The organism is Blastococcus sp. TML/C7B (assembly GCF_016612845.1).
GTDB lineage: Bacteria > Actinomycetota > Actinomycetes > Mycobacteriales > Geodermatophilaceae > Blastococcus.
In genome coordinates this window covers 1,081,627-1,098,219 of the sequence record NZ_JAEOAA010000002.1, presented here as the reverse complement: position 1 = coordinate 1,098,219, position 16,593 = coordinate 1,081,627, and the positions used below count along the sequence as shown (strand labels likewise).

Here is a 16,593-nt window from a genome sequence, read left to right as displayed (position 1 = left end):
GCCGTGCGCATCGTCTCCCTGCTGCCCTCGGCGACCGAGATCGTCTATGCCCTCGGGCTGGGCGACCAGCTCGTCGGCGTCACCTTCGAGTGCGACGAGCCGGCCGCGGCCCGGCAGGAGAAGTCCGTCGTCGTGGGCGGGCTGGACACCGCAGGCCTGGGCCCCGCGGAGATCGACGCGGCGGTGCGCGCCCGGGTGGCGGCGGGGGAGGACCCCTACACGCTGCACGCCGGCGCCCTCGCCGCACTCGATCCCGACGTCGTGCTGACCCAGGACCTGTGCCGGGTCTGCGCGCTGCCCGCCGGCCGGGTCGACGAGGCGGTCGCGCACCTCGGCTGCCGGGCCGACGTCGTGACTCTCGACCCGCACACGCTGGAGGACGTCCTCGCCACGATCGGCACCGTCGGCGAGCGGGCCGGGGTGCCGGCTCGGGCCGACGAGCTGGTGACCGCGCTGCGGGCCCGGCTGGCCGCGGTCGGGGCGCGGGTGGCGGGCCGGCCGCGGCCGCGGGTCGCCGTCGTCGAGTGGGTCGACCCGCCGTTCCCGGCCGGGCACTGGGTCCCGGACCTCGTCACCGCGGCCGGCGGGGAGCCGGTGGCGTGCCGGCCGGGGCAGCGGTCGGCCCCCGTCGACTGGGCCGAGTTCGCCGCGGCGGACCCGGAGGTGGTGGTGGTCGCACCCTGCGGCTTCGGCCTGGGCGGGGCGGTCGAGCAGGCCGCGACGGTCGCCCAGCACCTGCCCGGCGTCCCGGTGTGGGCGGTCGACGGCAACGCCGTCGTCGTCCGGCCCGGACCGCGGCTGGTGGACGGCGTCGAGACGCTGGCCGCGGTGCTGCACCCCGAGCCGGGCGCCGCCCCGCCGCCGCTGGCCGTGCGGGTCGCCTGACCGCGCCCGGACGCGCCGACGCCCCGGCCCGCACGAGGCGGGCCGGGGCGCCGGCGGGGTGGGTCAGGCGTGCAGGTCGAAGCGGTCGAGCTCCATGACCTTCACGAACGCCGCGACGAAGTCCCGGACGAACAGCTCCTGGGCGTCGTCGGAGGAGTAGACCTCCACCATGCCGCGCAGGATGGAGTTCGAGTTGAACACCAGGTCGGCCGCGGTGGCGGTGCGGACGACGGTGCCGTCGGCGTCTCGGCCCTCGTAGACGTTCTCGGCCGAGGCCGAGGTGGACCACGAGATGCCCAGGTCCAGCAGGTTGCGGAAGAAGTCCTGGGACAGGACGCCCGGGCGGTCGGTGAAGACGCCGTGCTGCGTGCCGCCGGTGTTCGCGCCGAGCACGCGCAGCCCGCCGACGAGGACCGTCATCTCCTTGGCCGTCAGGTTCAGCATGTAGGCCTTCTCGACCAGCAGCGTCTCCGGGGAGATCTTGGTGGTCGGGTCGATCCAGTTGCGGAAGCCGTCGGCCCGCGTCTCCAGCCAGCGGAAGTTGTCGACGTCGGTCTGCTCCTGCGAGGCATCGGTCCGCCCCGGGTGGAACGGCACGGTGACCTGAACGCCGGCGTCCGCGGCCGCCTTCTCGACCGCGGCGGTGCCGCCGAGGACGATCAGGTCGGCCAGCGAGACCTTCGCGCCGGTCTGCTGCTCGAACTCGCCCTTGACGCGCTCGAGCACGGGCAGCACGTCGCGCACGCCCTCGTTGGCCGCCCAGTCGATCTGCGGCTGGAGGCGGATGCGGGCGCCGTTCGCGCCGCCGCGGTAGTCGGTGCTGCGGAAGGACGCGGCGGACGCCCAGGCGGTGTGCACCAGCTGCGACACGGTGAGACCGGAGGAGAGCAGCCGCTGCTTCAGGTCGGCGATCTCCGCCTCGCCCACGAGCTCGTGGTCGACGGCGGGGACCGGGTCCTGCCAGACGAGCTCCTCGGCGGGCGCGTCCGGGCCGAGGTAGCGCGACCGCGGCCCCAGGTCGCGGTGCAGCAGCTTGAACCACGCGCGGGCGTACTGGTCGGCGAAGTACTCCGGGTCGTCCCGGAAGCGCTCGGCGTAGGCACGGAGCTCGGGGTCCATCCGCAGCGCCATGTCGGCGGTGGACATCATCGGGGGGTTCTTCTTGCCCTCGATGTGCGCGTCGGGGACGAGCTCCTGCGCCTCGGGGTTCTTCGGCTGCCACTGCTTGGCGCCCGCCGGGCTCGTGACGAGCTCCCAGTCCCAGCCGAACAGGGTGTCCCAGTAGGAGTTGTCCCACTGGGTCGGCGTGGGGGTCCAGGCGCCCTCGAGGCCGCTGGTGATGGTGTCCGCGCCCTTGCCGGTGCCCTGCGGGTTCTGCCACCCGAGGCCGTTGCCGTGCACCGGGCAGCCCTCGGGCTCGGGGCCCAGCAGCGACGGGTCGCCGTTGCCGTGCGTCTTGCCGAACGTGTGGCCACCGGCGATGAGCGCGACGGTCTCCTCGTCGGTCATGCCCATGCGGCGGAACGTCTGCTTGATGTCGTGGCCCGAGCCGATCGGGTCGGGGTTGCCCTTGGGGCCCTCGGGGTTGACGTAGATCAGGCCCATGGTGACGTTGGCCAGCGGGCCGTCGTCGAGGTTCAGCGGGTCGTCGCCGGCGTAGCGCTCGTCGCCGAGCCAGGTGTCCTCCGGACCCCAGAAGATCTCCTCGGGCTGCCAGGTGTCCTCGCGGCCGAAGGCGAAGCCGAAGGTGGGCAGGCCCATGTCGTCGTGCGCGACGTTGCCGGCGAGCACGAGCAGGTCGGCCCAGGAGAGCTTGCGGCCGTACTTCTGCTTGATCGGCAGCAGCAGGCGGCGGGCCTTGTCGAGGCTGGCGTTGTCCGGCCAGCTGTTGAGCGGGGCGAAGCGCTGGCCCCCGTTGTTGCCGCTGCCCCGGCCGTCGGCGATCCGGTAGGTGCCGGCCGCGTGCCAGGACATGCGGATGAACAGCGGGCCGTAGTGGCCCCAGTCGGCCGGCCACCAGTCCTGCGAGGTGCGCATGAGCGTGCGCAGGTCGGCCTTGAGCGCCTCGACGTCCAGCTCGGCGAACGCCGCCCTGTAGTCGAAGTCCGCACCGAGGGGGTCGGAGTCCTTCGACGGCTTGTTCAGCACCGACAGGTCGACCTGGTTGGGCCACCAGTCGCGGTTGGTGCGGGGACGGCCGCCGGTGTGTGCCTCCGGCGAGGGGATCGCCGGGTTCTCGCTCTCGCTGGTGCTCGCGGTCTCGACCTTGTTCTGCTCGTCCTTCACGGTGAGCCTCTCTGTGCGGCGGATGGTGCGGGGTCGGGATGGATGTGTCAGGCGTCGGTGGGTCGTGCGAGGCAGTCCGGGCAGCGGCCCCAGTAGACGACCTCGGCCTCGTCGATCGCGAAGCCCGCGTCGTCGCTGACGGTCAGGCAGGGGGCCTCCCCGACCGCGCAGTCGACGTCGACGATGGCGCCGCACGACCGGCAGACCAGGTGGTGGTGGTTGTCGCCGATCCGGGCCTCGTAGCGTGCCACCGAGCCCTCCGGCTGGAAACGGCGGACCAGTCCCACGTCGGTGAGCGTCCGCAGCACGTCGTAGACGGCCTGGTGCGAGACCGGCCCCGACGTCCGGCGCACGGCGCTGATGAGCGAGTCGGTGTCGGCGTGCGGGCTGGCGTGGACGGCGGCCAGGACGGCCAGCCGCGGCCGGGTCACCCGCAGCGCGGCGCTGCGCAGCATCGACTCGTACTCGGGGGGCGTCGGCATGGGGTCGAGTCTGCCGTCCAATCCGGAATCATTCAAGATGAGGTGCCGGCCCGCTCGTCGGACCCGCGTGGTACCCATGACGCGTGGGGGTGCGTGTGCGGAGCCTGGTGGCCCGGGTGGTCGGTGCCGCCGTCGTGGCCTCGCTGCTGCTCGTCGCCGCCACCGCGCTGGCCATCTGGTGGACGGCGCGGCAGGACTCCCGCCCGCCGTCCGACGCGATCGTGGTGCTCGGGTCCGCGCAGTACAACGGCGTCCCCTCCTCGATCTTCGAGGCCCGGCTCGAGCACGCGATCTCGCTGCACGACGCCGGCGTCGCGCCGGTGATCGTGACCGTCGGCGGCAAGGCCGCCGGTGACGCCTTCACCGAGGCCGAGGCCGGTCGCGACTACCTGGCGCAGGCCGGCGTCCCGGCCGAGGCGCTGCTCGCGGTGCCCGAGGGCGTGGACACCCTGGAGAGCATGCGCGCCGTCGCCGCGGCCTTCGACGAGCGCGGCTGGACCGACGCCGTCCTGGTCACCGACCCGTGGCACGCGATGCGGGCGGAGCGCATGGCGTCCGACGCCGGGCTCACCGTGCAGAGCTCGCCGACCCGCCAGGGGCCCGCGGTGCAGACTCGCGTGACGCAGTTCCGCTACATCATGCGGGAGACGGCGGCCTACCTCCTGTACCGCGTGACGGGGGAGTCGGTCGCCGGCGCTCCCGGGATCGGCTGAGGGGGGCACGGTGCTCGAACCGGGCAAGGCCGGCACGCTCGGGGCGGGCAAGGGCGTCGTCCCGGTGCTGTCCGACGGCGTGGTCGTGGCCGCGCTCCGGGCGTCGAGCTGGAAGGAGCAGGCGACGGCCGTCGTCGGCGGGCGCGAGTGGGTGTTCAGCAAGCGCGAGGGCGAGCTGCGCGGGCGCTGGGCCGACGACCCGGAGGACGCCGTCCGCCTGCGGGCGCGCCAGACGTCCTTCTGGAAGGGCACCTGGTCCGCGGAACTCGACGGCGTCCCGGTCGAGGTGTCGAGCCTGTCGTACTGGAAGGGCACCCACCGCTTCGTCTCCGGCTGGCCGGCAGGTCGCGCACAGCGGCTCGACCGGCGGCTGGTCCCCGCGGCCGACGCTGACGGCCGACCCGGCGATGTCCCTGGAGCACCAGGTCTTCCTGCTGTTCCTCGAGCGCGTCATCATGCGGCGGAACGCCACGGCGGTGGTGGCGGCGACGGCGGGGGCCGCCGTGGCCGGGGGGGCGTCCTGATGGCCGGCCGTGGACGCATCCGCGCCGCGGACATCGCGCTGGTCCGCGAGCGCTCGCGGATCGACGAGATCGTCGGCGAGCACCTGCAGCTGAAGAACGCCGGCGGGGGCAGCCTCAAGGGGCTGTGCCCGTTCCACGACGAGAAGTCGCCGTCGTTCCAGGTGACGCCGTCGAGGGGTCTCTACCACTGCTTCGGTTGCGGGGTGGGCGGCGACGTCATCTCCTTCATCCAGCAGATCGACCACCTCGCGTTCTCCGAGGCCGTCGAGCTGCTGGCCAACCGGGCGAACATCGAGCTCAAGTACGAGGACGACGGCGGCCGGCCCACCGCGGGCCCCGACCGCGCGTCGGTCGGCCAGCGCGCGCGGCTGGTCGCGGCCAACGCCGCCGCGGCCGCCTTCTACGCCGAGCAGCTGGGCACGCCCGACGCCGCCCCCGCCCGGCAGTTCCTCGCCGAGCGCGGCTTCGACCGGCAGGTGGCGCTGGACTTCGGCTGCGGGTTCGCCCCCGGCGGCTGGGACGCGCTCACCCGGCACCTGCGGGCGGCCGGCTACACCCAGAACGAGCTGGTCACCGCGGGGCTGGCCAAGGAGTCCTCGCGCGGCACGCTGATCGACCGCTTCCACCGGCGGCTGGTGTGGCCGATCCGGGACATCACCGGGGACGTCATCGGCTTCGGCGCCCGCAAGCTGATGGACGACGACCCCGGCCCCAAGTACCTGAACACCCCCGAGACGCCGCTCTACAAGAAGAGCACCGTGCTGTACGGCATCGAGCGGGCCAAGCGGGACATCGCCAAGCGGCACCAGGCCGTCGTCGTCGAGGGCTACACCGACGTCATGGCCTGCCACCTGGCCGGCGTCACCACCGCCGTCGCCTCGTGCGGCACCGCCTTCGGCGGCGAGCACATCAGCGTGCTGCGCCGGCTGCTCATGGACCAGGACGAGTTCCGCGGGGAGGTGGTCTACACCTTCGACGGCGACGCCGCGGGCCAGGCCGCCGCGATGAAGACGTTCAAGGAGGACCAGCGCTTCGTCGCGCAGACCTTCGTCGCCGTCGAGCCCGACGGTCGGGACCCCTGCGAGCTGCGCCAGGAGCACGGGGACGCCGCCGTGCGCGACCTCATCGCCCGGCGCTCGCCGCTGATCGAGTTCGTGCTCAAGACGACGCTCGCCGAGTACGACCTGGACACGGTGGAGGGCCGGGTCGCCGCGCTGGAGAAGACCGCGCCGCTGCTCGCCCAGATCAAGGACCACGCGCTGCGCCCCGCGTACGCGCGGCGGCTCGCCTCGCTGATCGGCGACACCGACGAGGCCGACGTGCTGGAGCGGGTGCGCCGGCACACCGGGGACGGCGGGCAGCAGTCCCGCGGGCGCCGGCCCCGCCCGCCGCAACGCACGCCGGACGACGCCGCGCTCGCGGTCGAGCGGGAGGCGGTCAAGGCCGCGCTGCAGGCGCCCGAGCTGGCCGGGCCGGCGTTCGACGCCGTCCCGGCCGCGGCCTACACCGATCCGGACTACGCGGCGGTGGCCGCCGCGGTCGCGGGCACCGGGGGAGCGGCGGCCGCGACGGTGACCGGCCCCGCGTGGCTGGACCTGGTGGCCGAGCAGTGCGACCGGGATAGCGCCCGCGCTCAGCTGACCGCGCTGGCGGTGGAGCCGCTGCGCTCGACCGGCGCCGCGGACGCCGGGTACGTCACCGCGGTGATGGCCCGGCTGCAGGAGATGGCGACGGTCCGCGAGATCGCCGGCCTCAAGGGGCGGCTGCAGCGGATGAACCCGGTCGAGAGCGGCGACGAGTACATGAAGGCGTTCAAGCAGCTCATGGACCTGGAGCAGCTGGCGATCTCGCTGCGCAAGCGCGCCATCGGGGGGCTGGGGTGAGCCTGCTGGACGCGGTGCGACGGCGGTTCGCCCGCGCCCCGGAGGCCGTGCGCGCCGCCCTGCCAGGCGACGAGGAGGCGCTGGCGTGGGGCGCGCTGACCCGCGACGAGGGCTGGCTGGTGGCCACCGACCGCGGGCTGCGCCGGGTGGGTGCCGACGGCGTCGCCGGCGAGCCGCTGCCGTGGCACGAGATCGCGTCGGCGCGGTGGACGGCGGCTGGCCAGGTGGGCGGGGCGTTCCTGGTCACCCCGCTGAGCGAGGTGGAGCCGGGCGTGCAGGCGCGCGGGCCGGTGCAGCGGCACGCGCTCACCGACGCGGGGGAGCTGCCCGCCGTCGTGCGCCGGCGGGTGGACCAGACGGTCGTGGCCAGCCAGCGCTCGCCGCTGCCCGGGCGGGGCGGCGTGCTGCTCGTCGCGCGGCGCATCCCCGGCCAGGCCGGGCGGGAGTGGACCGTCGTCTTCGACGACGACGCCGACCGCGCCGATCCGGTGGCTCGCGAGCACGCCCGCCAGAAGCTGGCCGACGTCGTGGCCGCGGAGCAGCCCGAGTAGGTCAGCGGGGCGCGTCGCTGCCCATGCGGCTGCGGATCGAGGAGAAGGCGTCGTCGGCGCGGGCCTGGGCCATGCCGGCGAGGCTCTGCAGGCGCGGGTCGTCCTTCGCGCGGTCCCAGCCGCGCCGGATCTGCTCGTAGCGCTCGCGCCCGGCGCGCGCGCCGAGCACGTAGCCGGCACCGAATCCGGCCAGGAACGACAGCTTCGCCACGGGGTCCTCCAGGGCAACGGGGGCAGAACAGTGGATGACGCTACCTGTGAGCACCGTCGCTCCGGACACGGCCGAGGGGGCTGAGGGACGCCGCAACCGTTGCGGTAGTCTCGTCGGGCCAGCGGGTGCTCGCGCCCGCTCGTCCCCCGTAGCTCAATTGGCAGAGCATGCGACTGTTAATCGCAGGGTTACTGGTTCAAGTCCAGTCGGGGGAGCAAGCCAAGCCCCTGACCAGCGGAGACGCCGGTCAGGGGCTTTTCTATTGTCTCTGTCACACGGGTCAGGCACTCTTAAGGCACTCTTTACTTAGCGCCGGAGGTGCCTGGTGGGCCGTCCCCCGCTGCCGCTGGGCACCAGCGGCAAGGTCCTGTTCGCCACGCTGCCCAACGGCCGGGTCAAGGCCCGGGTCAAGTTTCGCGACTACGACGGCAGGGTCCGATTGGTGTCCAAGGTGGGGCCTTCGCGCGCCGCCGCCGAACGGGCGCTAAAAGCCGAGTGCACCAGCCGCCAGGCGCCCGGCGGCGTCGGCGCCCTCACTGCCGCGACACGAATGGCCACGTTGGCCGATGCCTGGATCGAGGCCGACCACGGCTGGTCGACCGGCACGCAGCGCACCTACCGCTCGGTGGTCAGCAAGCAGGTCAAGCCGGCCCTCGGTCAACTCTGCATCCGCGAGGTGACCCCCGGCGTGATCAGCCGGGCGCTGGCCGCCATCGCCAAGAGCAGCGGACCGGGGGCGGCCAAGACCGCGCGGGCGTGCCTTTCCGGGATGTTCACGATGGCGATCCGGGACGGCGCCGCCGCGGTCAACCCGGTCCGCGACGCCACTGCCAAGATCAGTACCGGCAAGCGAGCGCCGCGTGCCCTGACTGCGGCAGAGACCGGACGACTCGTCGAGCTGTTCCGGACCAGCGACCGCGCGGTCCAGATCGACTTGCCCGACATCGTCGACTGGATGCTCGCCACCGGCTGCCGGATCGGCGAAGGGCTGGCCCTGCGGTACGGCACCAACGGCGACGGGAAGCCGATCCTGGATCTCGAGGCCGGGACCTGGGAGGTGAACGCCACCGTGGTCCGCATTCCAGGCGCTGGGCTGACGGTCCAGCCGCGTCCGAAGACCACGGCCGGCTGGCGGATCATCGCGCTGCCCGAATTCGCCGTCCGGATGCTGGAGGACCGGCGGGCGAGTTCTCTCCGGCAGACGGACGCTGAGGTCGTATTCCCTCCGCCGCTGAACGGCGCCCTGCGGGATCCGTCGAACGTCTCAGGAGGCCTCCGCCAGTTGCTCGACTCGTTCGAGTGTGAGACCTGCGGGGGAACGGGCTATCAGCTCGACAAGGACGGGTCCTTCAGGGCCGGGGCAGGTGGGCGACGCATCCGCTGCGAGGAGGGGCCCTGGTCGTGGGTCACCTCGCACACCTTCCGCAAGACCGTCGCCACGCGCCTCGACGAGGCCGGCCTCAGCCCGCGGCAGGTGGCCGACCAGTTGGGCCACGCCAACCCGTCGATGACCCTCGACGTCTACTTCGGCAGGCAGGTCGTCAGCGCCGAGGCAGCGCGGGTGCTGAACCGCTGAGCTGGATCGCCGTGAAGTCCTGGCACGACGGCGGGGCGGCGTTCACTGCCGCCGCTCACCCCGCTCGATCGGCGCGCCCTGCTTCCGCCTGCTCATGCAGCCACGCGGTCACGTCGGCGCGCCGGTAGACGACGCGTCGTCCCACACGGAAGCTGTGCGGCCCCGTGCCACGGTGCCGCCAGTACCTCAACGTGGAGACGGGCGAGCGCATGATCAGGGCAACCTCGGCCGTGGTCAGCAGGTCATCGGCGTTGTCCATGACGAACCTCTCTGGTCTCTTGACGCCGCCCGCGGGGAGGCCCTGCATCGCAAGGTAGGGCGAGGTATGGACAGCTCGTCTGCGCCGCGTATCGGTGGAGGCGAACGAAACCATGCACGTGATACGAACTGAGGTGTCCGCCTGACGAGAGGGTCACTTCAACTGAGTCACCGCAACGAGGAGCCCTAGGGTTCGAACGGCAGCTGTGATGACGTGGCCGGGGTGGAAGGGGGCCTGCGCTATGCCAGTGGGCCAGCACAGTGCGGCGGCATCGGCCTCGGGCTACCTGTACCAGACCTCATGGGCGCTCCTGGAATTGCTGCGTCAGGCGCCTCACCGGCCGGATCAGGCACTCACGCTAGAAATGCACGACGACATCGCGTGGGAGGACGCGTCCGGAAACCCCACGGAGTTGCTTCAGGCGAAGCTGCACCGAAAGGCGAATGCCGGGCTTGGTGACAGGGATACGGACGTCTGGAAGACGCTGGGGAACTGGATGGCGCGATCGGACGCTACCGACCCAAACGGCGCCGATCTCGCCCTTGTCACCACATCCACTGCACAACCTGGCACCGCCGCATACCTGCTACGCCCTGCCCCTGCGACCCGCGACGAGCCCGCTGCGGCCCGGCTGCTCCTGGGGGCCGCAGAGGAGTCGACCGCGCGGGCAACCGAGGCAGCACGGGAGAAGTTTCGCGGCCTCTCGTCAGCGGCTAGGACGACTCTCCTGGTGAAGGTGCGGGTCTTAGACGGAGCCGTGCAGCCGCAGGACATCGACGCTGCGGTGCGGGGAGCGTTGGCACTGGGGCTTCCCCAGGGGGAGCTGGCCCAGAGTCGGTTCGTGGCCGAGGTCCGCCGCTGGTGGGACGGGGTGGCCGTCGACATGCTGGCCGGCCGGCGACCAGCCCTTGAGGTTGGACAGCTCCAGGCGTTCCTCCAGGACCTCCGCAACGGCTTTGGTCCGGACAGTCTCCGGACGACGATCCAGCTCGAGGACGTCGCCGAGGAGGACGTCCTGCAGTACGACGACGCGTTATTCGTCAGCCAGATGAAGCTGGTGTCCTATCCGCTGGATAACCTGCGCCGCGCTGTCATCGACTACCACCGCGCCGTCACGCAGGAGACTCAGTGGCTCGGTGAAAGTCTGCTGGAGCTCCACGAGCTGCGCCGGTTCGAGGAAACCCTGCGTGATGAATGGGCCCGGGCGTTCACCGACATGCTAGACGAGCTCGCTGGCGGCGTCGACGAGTACGACTCGAACACCGTGGAGGAGGTCACGAAGATCAAAGCCGGCAAGCTCCTGCTGCGGCGGCTTCTCGGCTCGACCGCGGTGACCGTCCGGGAGCACTACACCGATCCGTTCTTTGCTCGAGGCAAGCGACATGAGCTGGCGAACCGTGAGCAGGGAGGGATCGGCTGGCATCCCGACTTCGTCAGCCGGCTACAGGCGCTGGTCGCTACTGCGTGAGCAGAGCTCCGATGGGCCTGCTGGTCTTTGTGACCAGCGTGATTAACCTCCCGACAGAGATGCCACGAGGAGATGACTTTCTGTGACGACTTGGCGGGAGCGGTCACCGGCGCAGGCGGCGATGTTGAACCCTGCACTGATGGCTCTCGTGACTGCGGCGGCCGCTAGCGAGTACGAGAGGGCCGATGGTGGACCAATGCCATGGCCGCTCGCGTACCTGGTGGCGCCCATGGTGCTCCATTCAGGAACCCGTGCAGTGCTTCCGGGCAGCACCAGGACCCACCTCGCCAGCTGGCTCTCGTCCCACCCGGTCATCCACGCGGGGTTCGCCCGCAGAGCCCAGGGGCTCGCCGACCTGGTCCGCGAAGGAGTTCGGTTCGGACTGGCCAACTCCGTCCTCGTCGTCAACGACTTGGGCGGCGTCTCGGGCACGGTGAACACGCGACCGGCACGGGGCACCGAAACCGGCGAGCTCATCAGGAAGGCCGGCTTCGTCGGCAAGTGGCTCACCCAGGTCGACCAGCCGGCCACCGCGTTCGTCCTACTGGGCGTGGCACTCTAGCCGCCGTGCAGCTTCTGGCGATCACGCTCTACAACGCCGACGGCCGAACCCGGACCGTCGACTTCATGCCGGGTGCCCTCAACATCGTCACCGGCGAGTCGCAGACCGGGAAGAGCGCGCTCCTCACGATCGTCGAGTACTGCCTGGGCCGATCGCAGGTTCTCGTTCCTGTGGGGCCCATCTCCGACGCCGTCCTTTGGTACTCGGCACTTTGGCAGCTCGAGGAGGGGCGCGCGTTCGTGGCCAGGCCCCGACCCGCGAAGGGAAAAGCCAGCTCGAGTCAGGCGATGCTGGAGTTCGGTGTCGACCTGACTCCGCCGCCGCTGGAACAGCTGCGGGTCAACATCGACGCCCGTTCCCTACGGGAACAGCTGGGGCGCCGCATTGGCATCGAGGAGAACGTCACTGAGCCCCGTCCCGGATCGCTTCAGCAGCCTCTCGAAGCGAACTTGGGCCATGCTGCGCTGCTCTGCTTGCAGGGACAGAACGAGGTCGCGAGCTCCACCGCTCTGTTCCATCGGCAAGGAGAGCAGGGAATCGACCAGGCGCTGCGTGACACGATCCCGTACTTCCTCGGGGCCGTAGACCGCGACGACGCCTTGAAGAGGGCACAGCTTCGGGATGCCAGGCGCACCCTGACCCGGCTGAACAACGAACTCGAGCGCGCTGAGACCGCAGCGTCCACCCTCGATGTGGAACTTGAGGGGCTGTTGGCGGAGGCGCGTGCCGCCGGCCTGGTCTCGGACACTGTGGCAGGTGCTGCGGCGAGCACCGTTGGCACCGATCGGCGAGGCACGACCGTTCGGTTGCTGCAGGCTGCCCGTAGTGCGCAGCCAAGCTCTCGGCCCTTGCAGGACGCGAGAGCGCAGGACGAGCGACTCACCCTCATGGCCGAACGTGACTCCTTGCGTGCACGGCTTCGTCGAGTTCTCGACGACCGCGCCCTGCTGCTGGCCGAGTCGCAAGCGGCAGGCGATTTCACCGTCGCAGTGCAGCAGCACGTGGATCGACTGTCGGCCGTCAATCTGCTGCCCGCGAGTGCAGCCAATCGGGCTGCCGACGATGGCGACGCCCGTGGTGGCGGTGGAGCAGCCCTCGACGAAGGGCTTTGTCCGGCTTGCGGTCACGAGCTCATCGAATCGGACCCCACCGCAGCGGCACTGCGCACCGGGCTAGAGGCGCTCCGTGAGCAGGTCGGTGCCCTGACCGGTGCCCGTCCAACGCGGCGCAGGGCACTCGCGGAACTAGACGGGGAGGCTGACCGCCTCCGCGGCGAACTTCGGGCGCGTCAGTCGGCGGTATCGGCGCTTGAACGCGCCGCAGACATCGGTGGGCAAGCGGACGCTGGTCAGCGCGACTTCACCCGCGGGCGCATCGACGCCTTCCTGAGCCGGGTCGCCGTCGTCGATGACGTCCAGCTCGCTGTACTGCGCCAACGCGCGCGACAACTTGAAGACACAGTTGCGGCTCTCGAAGCAGACCTGGACGCCGACAACGACCGAGAGCAGCTCACCTCCCGGCTGTTCGCGATCGGGCGCGACATGAGCGCCTATGCGACGCGTCTCAACCTGGAGCACAGCAGCGAGAGCGTCCGCCTGGATCTGGCGCGGTTGACGGTCGTCACTGACACGCCCAACGGCCCGACACCGCTGTTCCGCATCGGCAGCGCCGCCAACTGGATCGGCTACCACCTGGCCGCACACTTGGCCCTCCACCGGTTCCTGACCCTGCAGGACCGTCCGGTTCCGCGGTTCCTGATGCTCGATCAGCCAACCCAGGCGCACTACCCATCGGACGCTGACAACGAGAGCGGGCTCCCGGAAGATGACGCCGACAGGCTCGCTGTCAGAGCGATGTTCGAGTTGATGCGCGACGTCGTGGCTGAACTCGCCCCGCGATTGCAAGTGATCGTCTGCGACCACGCTGATCTGCCAGAAAGCTGGTTCCAGGCCGCGGTCCGACACAGATGGCGAGGCGGCGTAAAGCTCATTCCGAGTGACTGGATGGGGGATCACGACGCCGCTAGGTGAGCGGCCTGTGGCGGCACACACAGTCATCGAGGAAGCCATCTGGGCCGAGATACGGGGACCAGGTCGCGGCGAGCGTTAGCGTCGGCAGCCACACCGGGTGGTCTCACCGCAACAGCGGAGAGGTGCACGCCGAGGTGAGCAGGAGGCGCAGCGGAGCTCATGGACCGCTGTGGAAGCAGAGTCACTGTCCACAGGACGGCCGGTGAAGCGTTCCGTCGTCATTACGTCGGTGCAGCTTTGCGTTATGAGCGACGCAACTGAAACCGAACGAGCGTACCTGTCGGTTCCCCGGCTGTCAGCGGCCAGCGGCGGCCTCGCGGGCGGGGGCCGGCCGCCCGCCGGAGTACTGCGACGACAGCGCGCACAACCGGACCGCCGCCTGGCACGCCCGTCGCCGGCTGCGCACGGAGCAGGCCGTGCACGCGGCCGGGACCGAGCAGCGGCCGATCGATGCCGCGCGACAGCGCGCAAGTGAGTTGCACGGCCAGGTCGCCGGCATGATCGAGCACTTGAATCAGCAGCTGAAGGGGTTGCTCGAGGAGCTGCGGACGGTGGCCGATCCGGAGGCCGCCGAGCTGCAGATCGAAACTGTGACCAGCGAGGCGGCCGAGCAGGTCGCGACCGCCGCGGCTCGCGCCAGCCGGGCCGAGCAAGCGCAACAGCGCGCCGAGGCCGAGCGCGCGGAGGCCGACTCCGCTGCTGAGGAGGCATCTGTCCTGAGCGAGCAGCTCCGTACCGGGCTCGGAGAGGCTCGCCAGCAGCTAAGGGAGGCCGAGACCGAGCGAGAGAGGCTGAACGCCGAGTTGGCCGACGCCCTCGCGGCCATGAATGCAGAGCGAAAGCAGTCCGCCGCGAAGTCGGCCGATTCGGCCGAGAAGCTGACCGCCGTCGAGGCTCGGCTCGTCGAGTCACATGGCGACCGCGACGCCGCGATCCGACGAGCGGAAGGCGCGATGGTCGCCCAGTCCGAGGCGGAAGAGCGATCCCGCAACGCTGTCGAGCGGGCCGACGCCGAGTCGGCGCGCGCTGCCCGTGCCGAGGATGCTGTCGAGTCGGTACGTCGGGGCCTGGCGCAAGCTGACCAGCAAGTCGCAGATCTCCGTGACGAGGTCAGCGACCTGCGCGGGAAGCTGGCGGCGATGTCCGCCCAGCGGGACGCCGCCGTACACGATGCCGAGCGCGAGAAGACCCATGGCCATCAGCGAGTGAACGACCTGCGTGCCCGTCACGAAGAGGAGAACCGACGACTGCGCGAGGAGCTCGCCGGATTGCGGGGTGAGCTCAACACTGCGCGCGACGAAGCCCGCGTGCAGCGCAGCAGAGCCGACCGAGCCGAAGCCCACCTCGACAACGCCGTGACGATCAAGGCGCGGCGTCCTCAGTCGTACGCGGGACGCGGACGCCGTCGACGAGAGAGCACGGCCACAGGAACCGAAGACCCCCGCGGCTGACACCGGAGCAGCGTGGCCGAGCTCGTCCTACGCGCCTTGCGCGGTGCAGGAATCGGCGATGACGCGCCCCGTTGGGACCGGCGTCCTGCTGCTGTGCCATAGATGTTGATCGGGGGGACCCACCGCCAACGGTTCCAGATGGACGTCACAGTCAGAGGGCGGGTGCGAGACAGTCAGAGGGTGGCCGCGAGCAGGAAGCCCACCGCGAGGGCAGGGCCGTAAGGAAAGGTGCTCTGGCGGCCTCCGCCACGCATCAACGTGATCACGGCCTGCGTCACGGTGATCAAGGAGAAGGCGGCGAGGGCCAACAACAAGCCGGCGATGCGTGGTGTGTCCGAGGCCCAGGCCACCGAGCACAGCCAAACGGACGTCGCCGAACCCTGCTCCCGCGAACCGCCAGCACAACAGCAGGACGACCCCCGCCAACGCAGCTGCGAGACCGCTGGTGAGCAGACCGCGCCAGTCACCGTGCACGGCGAAGCCGACGGTCAGCAGCACGCCGGTGCCGACGGCGGCCTGCCGGACGAGCGCCGTCGGTATGCGTTGGGTGACCGCATCGCAGGACGCCGCGGCCACCAAGGCGGATCCCCAGACCAGCAGGGCAGGCACCAGCCACCACGTGTCCGCACGGTGGGACGTCACGATCGCGGCGGCTCCCGCTCCGCCGCCGGCGACGGCGCTGGCCAGCGCCAGGCTCGGCCGGGCAGCGTCAATTTGCGCCAGCTGCGCGAGCCCGTGCGTAGTAAGCCAGGGCGTCGCTGCGGCGCCGACCACCGCGCCTGCCACCAAGGCGACTATCCACATGTCGTTCATCCGCTGGCGGCCACCCTCGACCTCCACAGGGATCTCGTCCTGATCCTCGCCGCGCCGACCCTGTGGACAGCTGCGCCATCTCAGCTTCCGGTGCGGGAGCGTGTCAGGACCGCGCGGTACACCCAGACGGGGAGGACGAGTGACGGACTCAGCGACAACCTGTCACCCGAAAGGGTGGGAACGAGACGGCGGTCACACGTCCGCTCGACCCGGAGGGCAACCTCGGTCGACGGACGGTGACGCGATCGGGGGTGATCAGGCATGGCGGTGATGCGCACGACGGCCGGAGCGGCCGCGGTGCTCCTGGCGCTGACGACCTTGGGTTGTTCGTCGTCGTCAGACGCCGGCTCGTCGAGTCTGTCGACATCCGGGACGTCGAGCTCCCAGACGTCGAGCCCCTCGCCGACCACTCCGAGCCCCGCCGAGGAAGCAGAGACACTGGCGGTCGCGCTCGTTCCGGACTACCTGGGGACAATCGACGACCTGTACCTCGACCCGTCGCTCCCGCTCGACGGCATACACCAGGTCGCGGTGGCTCCGGAAGCCACGGCCCAGGCCACGGCGATCGGCAAGTTCCGCTCCCAGGGATACCGCCAGACCGGACGGTCGCAGCTGGTGAGCGCGTCTGCCGTCAGCGTCGACCTCTCCAACAATCCCGCCGCTTCGCCTTCACCTGTCTTCCCGACCGTCGTTGTCACCGCCTGCGTCGACGTGGGAGAGGTGGACGCGGTCGATGATTCCGGCGCGTCCATCGTGCCGTCAGGTCGTCCGCGGTACCTCGTCCAGCAACTCACCGTGGTGAACCCGGACTATCCGGACACGTCGTCGTGGCGGGTCAGCGAGGCGCCGAACAGGCAGGCGGAGTCATGCGACGGGTAGTCCTCGCCCTGGCGGGAGCG

15 protein-coding genes and 1 tRNA gene are annotated in these 16,593 nt (G+C 71.0%); 11 read left to right on the top strand and 5 right to left on the bottom strand.

What is annotated here, in order from left to right; genetic code table 11:
- Window positions 1–3: 3 nt before the first annotated feature.
- Complete coding sequence (locus JKP76_RS18200) at window positions 4–885, top strand: ABC transporter substrate-binding protein (protein ID WP_200492185.1); 882 nt, start codon at window positions 4–6, stop codon at window positions 883–885.
- Window positions 886–948: 63 nt separating this feature from the next.
- Here JKP76_RS18200 and katG read toward each other — a convergent pair whose 3' ends face one another.
- Entirely contained in the window at window positions 949–3,171 is a 2,223-nt protein-coding gene (katG, locus tag JKP76_RS18195; protein WP_200492184.1) for a catalase/peroxidase HPI, read from the bottom strand.
- Between the two features lie 47 nt (window positions 3,172–3,218).
- Window positions 3,219–3,653, bottom strand: coding sequence for a Fur family transcriptional regulator (locus tag JKP76_RS18190; protein ID WP_200492183.1), 435 nt, complete (start codon window positions 3,651–3,653; stop codon window positions 3,219–3,221).
- Window positions 3,654–3,736: 83 nt separating this feature from the next.
- Between JKP76_RS18190 and JKP76_RS18185 the strand changes: the two genes are divergently transcribed.
- The 3 genes from JKP76_RS18185 to JKP76_RS18170 are packed head-to-tail and all read left to right on the top strand — an operon-like array spanning window position 3,737 to window position 7,324.
- Window positions 3,737–4,366, top strand: coding sequence for a YdcF family protein (locus JKP76_RS18185; RefSeq protein ID WP_309229552.1), 630 nt, complete (start codon window positions 3,737–3,739; stop codon window positions 4,364–4,366).
- Between the two features lie 10 nt (window positions 4,367–4,376).
- A complete protein-coding gene (gene dnaG, locus JKP76_RS18175) occupies window positions 4,377–6,773 on the top strand; it encodes a DNA primase (protein WP_309233040.1) in 2,397 nt (798 codons plus the stop codon).
- Window positions 6,770–7,324, top strand: a complete 555-nt coding sequence (locus JKP76_RS18170) for a hypothetical protein (protein ID WP_200492181.1) — start codon at window positions 6,770–6,772, stop codon at window positions 7,322–7,324. The genes dnaG and JKP76_RS18170 overlap by 4 nt, the downstream gene beginning before the upstream one ends.
- A 1-nt stretch (window position 7,325) precedes the next feature.
- On the opposite strand, the gene JKP76_RS18165 is transcribed toward JKP76_RS18170, so the two are convergent.
- Window positions 7,326–7,535 (bottom strand): hypothetical protein, encoded by a 210-nt coding sequence (locus JKP76_RS18165; RefSeq protein WP_200492180.1) that lies wholly within the window; start codon window positions 7,533–7,535, stop codon window positions 7,326–7,328.
- A gap of 142 nt (window positions 7,536–7,677) precedes the next feature.
- Here JKP76_RS18165 and JKP76_RS18160 point away from each other — a divergent pair.
- Both JKP76_RS18160 and xerC read left to right on the top strand, forming a co-directional pair.
- Window positions 7,678–7,750, top strand: a tRNA-Asn gene (locus tag JKP76_RS18160).
- A 110-nt stretch (window positions 7,751–7,860) separates the two neighbouring features.
- Window positions 7,861–9,111 carry a tyrosine recombinase XerC gene (gene xerC, locus JKP76_RS18155; protein WP_163205927.1) on the top strand — a complete coding sequence of 417 codons (1,251 nt, stop codon included), beginning with the start codon at window positions 7,861–7,863 and terminating at the stop codon, window positions 9,109–9,111.
- Between the two features lie 55 nt (window positions 9,112–9,166).
- Here the strand turns inward: xerC and JKP76_RS18150 are convergent, their stop codons facing one another.
- Window positions 9,167–9,370, bottom strand: a complete 204-nt coding sequence (locus JKP76_RS18150; RefSeq protein WP_163205929.1) for a helix-turn-helix domain-containing protein — start codon at window positions 9,368–9,370, stop codon at window positions 9,167–9,169.
- Between the two features lie 247 nt (window positions 9,371–9,617).
- On the opposite strand from JKP76_RS18150, the gene JKP76_RS18145 reads away from it, so the two are divergent.
- The 4 genes from JKP76_RS18145 to JKP76_RS18130 all read left to right on the top strand — a co-directional run bounded on the left by JKP76_RS18145 (window position 9,618) and on the right by JKP76_RS18130 (window position 14,881).
- Entirely contained in the window at window positions 9,618–10,838 is a 1,221-nt protein-coding gene (locus tag JKP76_RS18145; protein WP_200492179.1) for an ABC-three component system protein, read from the top strand.
- Between the two features lie 82 nt (window positions 10,839–10,920).
- On the top strand, window positions 10,921–11,400 hold the full coding sequence (locus tag JKP76_RS18140) for a three component ABC system middle component (protein ID WP_309229554.1): 480 nt from the start codon (window positions 10,921–10,923) through the stop codon (window positions 11,398–11,400).
- Between the two features lie 5 nt (window positions 11,401–11,405).
- Window positions 11,406–13,430, top strand: coding sequence for a DUF3732 domain-containing protein (locus tag JKP76_RS18135; RefSeq protein ID WP_200492177.1), 2,025 nt, complete (start codon window positions 11,406–11,408; stop codon window positions 13,428–13,430).
- Window positions 13,431–13,846: 416 nt separating this feature from the next.
- A complete protein-coding gene (locus tag JKP76_RS18130) occupies window positions 13,847–14,881 on the top strand; it encodes a hypothetical protein (protein ID WP_200492176.1) in 1,035 nt (344 codons plus the stop codon).
- A 173-nt stretch (window positions 14,882–15,054) separates the two neighbouring features.
- Here the strand turns inward: JKP76_RS18130 and JKP76_RS18125 are convergent, their stop codons facing one another.
- Window positions 15,055–15,231, bottom strand: coding sequence for a hypothetical protein (locus JKP76_RS18125; RefSeq protein WP_200492175.1), 177 nt, complete (start codon window positions 15,229–15,231; stop codon window positions 15,055–15,057).
- 724 nt (window positions 15,232–15,955) lie between these two features.
- Between JKP76_RS18125 and JKP76_RS18120 the strand changes: the two genes are divergently transcribed.
- Window positions 15,956–16,573 (top strand): hypothetical protein, encoded by a 618-nt coding sequence (locus JKP76_RS18120; protein WP_242472011.1) that lies wholly within the window; start codon window positions 15,956–15,958, stop codon window positions 16,571–16,573.
- Window positions 16,574–16,593 lie beyond the last annotated feature (20 nt).

What these genes read in the sequence shown, in the direction of transcription:
- JKP76_RS18190 (WP_200492183.1), bottom strand. Translation starts at nt 3,653, where the DNA reads ATGCCGACGCCCCCCGAGTACGAGTCGATGCTGCGCAGCGCCGCGCTG.
- JKP76_RS18150 (WP_163205929.1), bottom strand. Translation starts at nt 9,370, where the DNA reads ATGGACAACGCCGATGACCTGCTGACCACGGCCGAGGTTGCCCTGATC.
- JKP76_RS18120 (WP_242472011.1), top strand. Translation starts at nt 15,956, where the DNA reads ATGGCGGTGATGCGCACGACGGCCGGAGCGGCCGCGGTGCTCCTGGCG.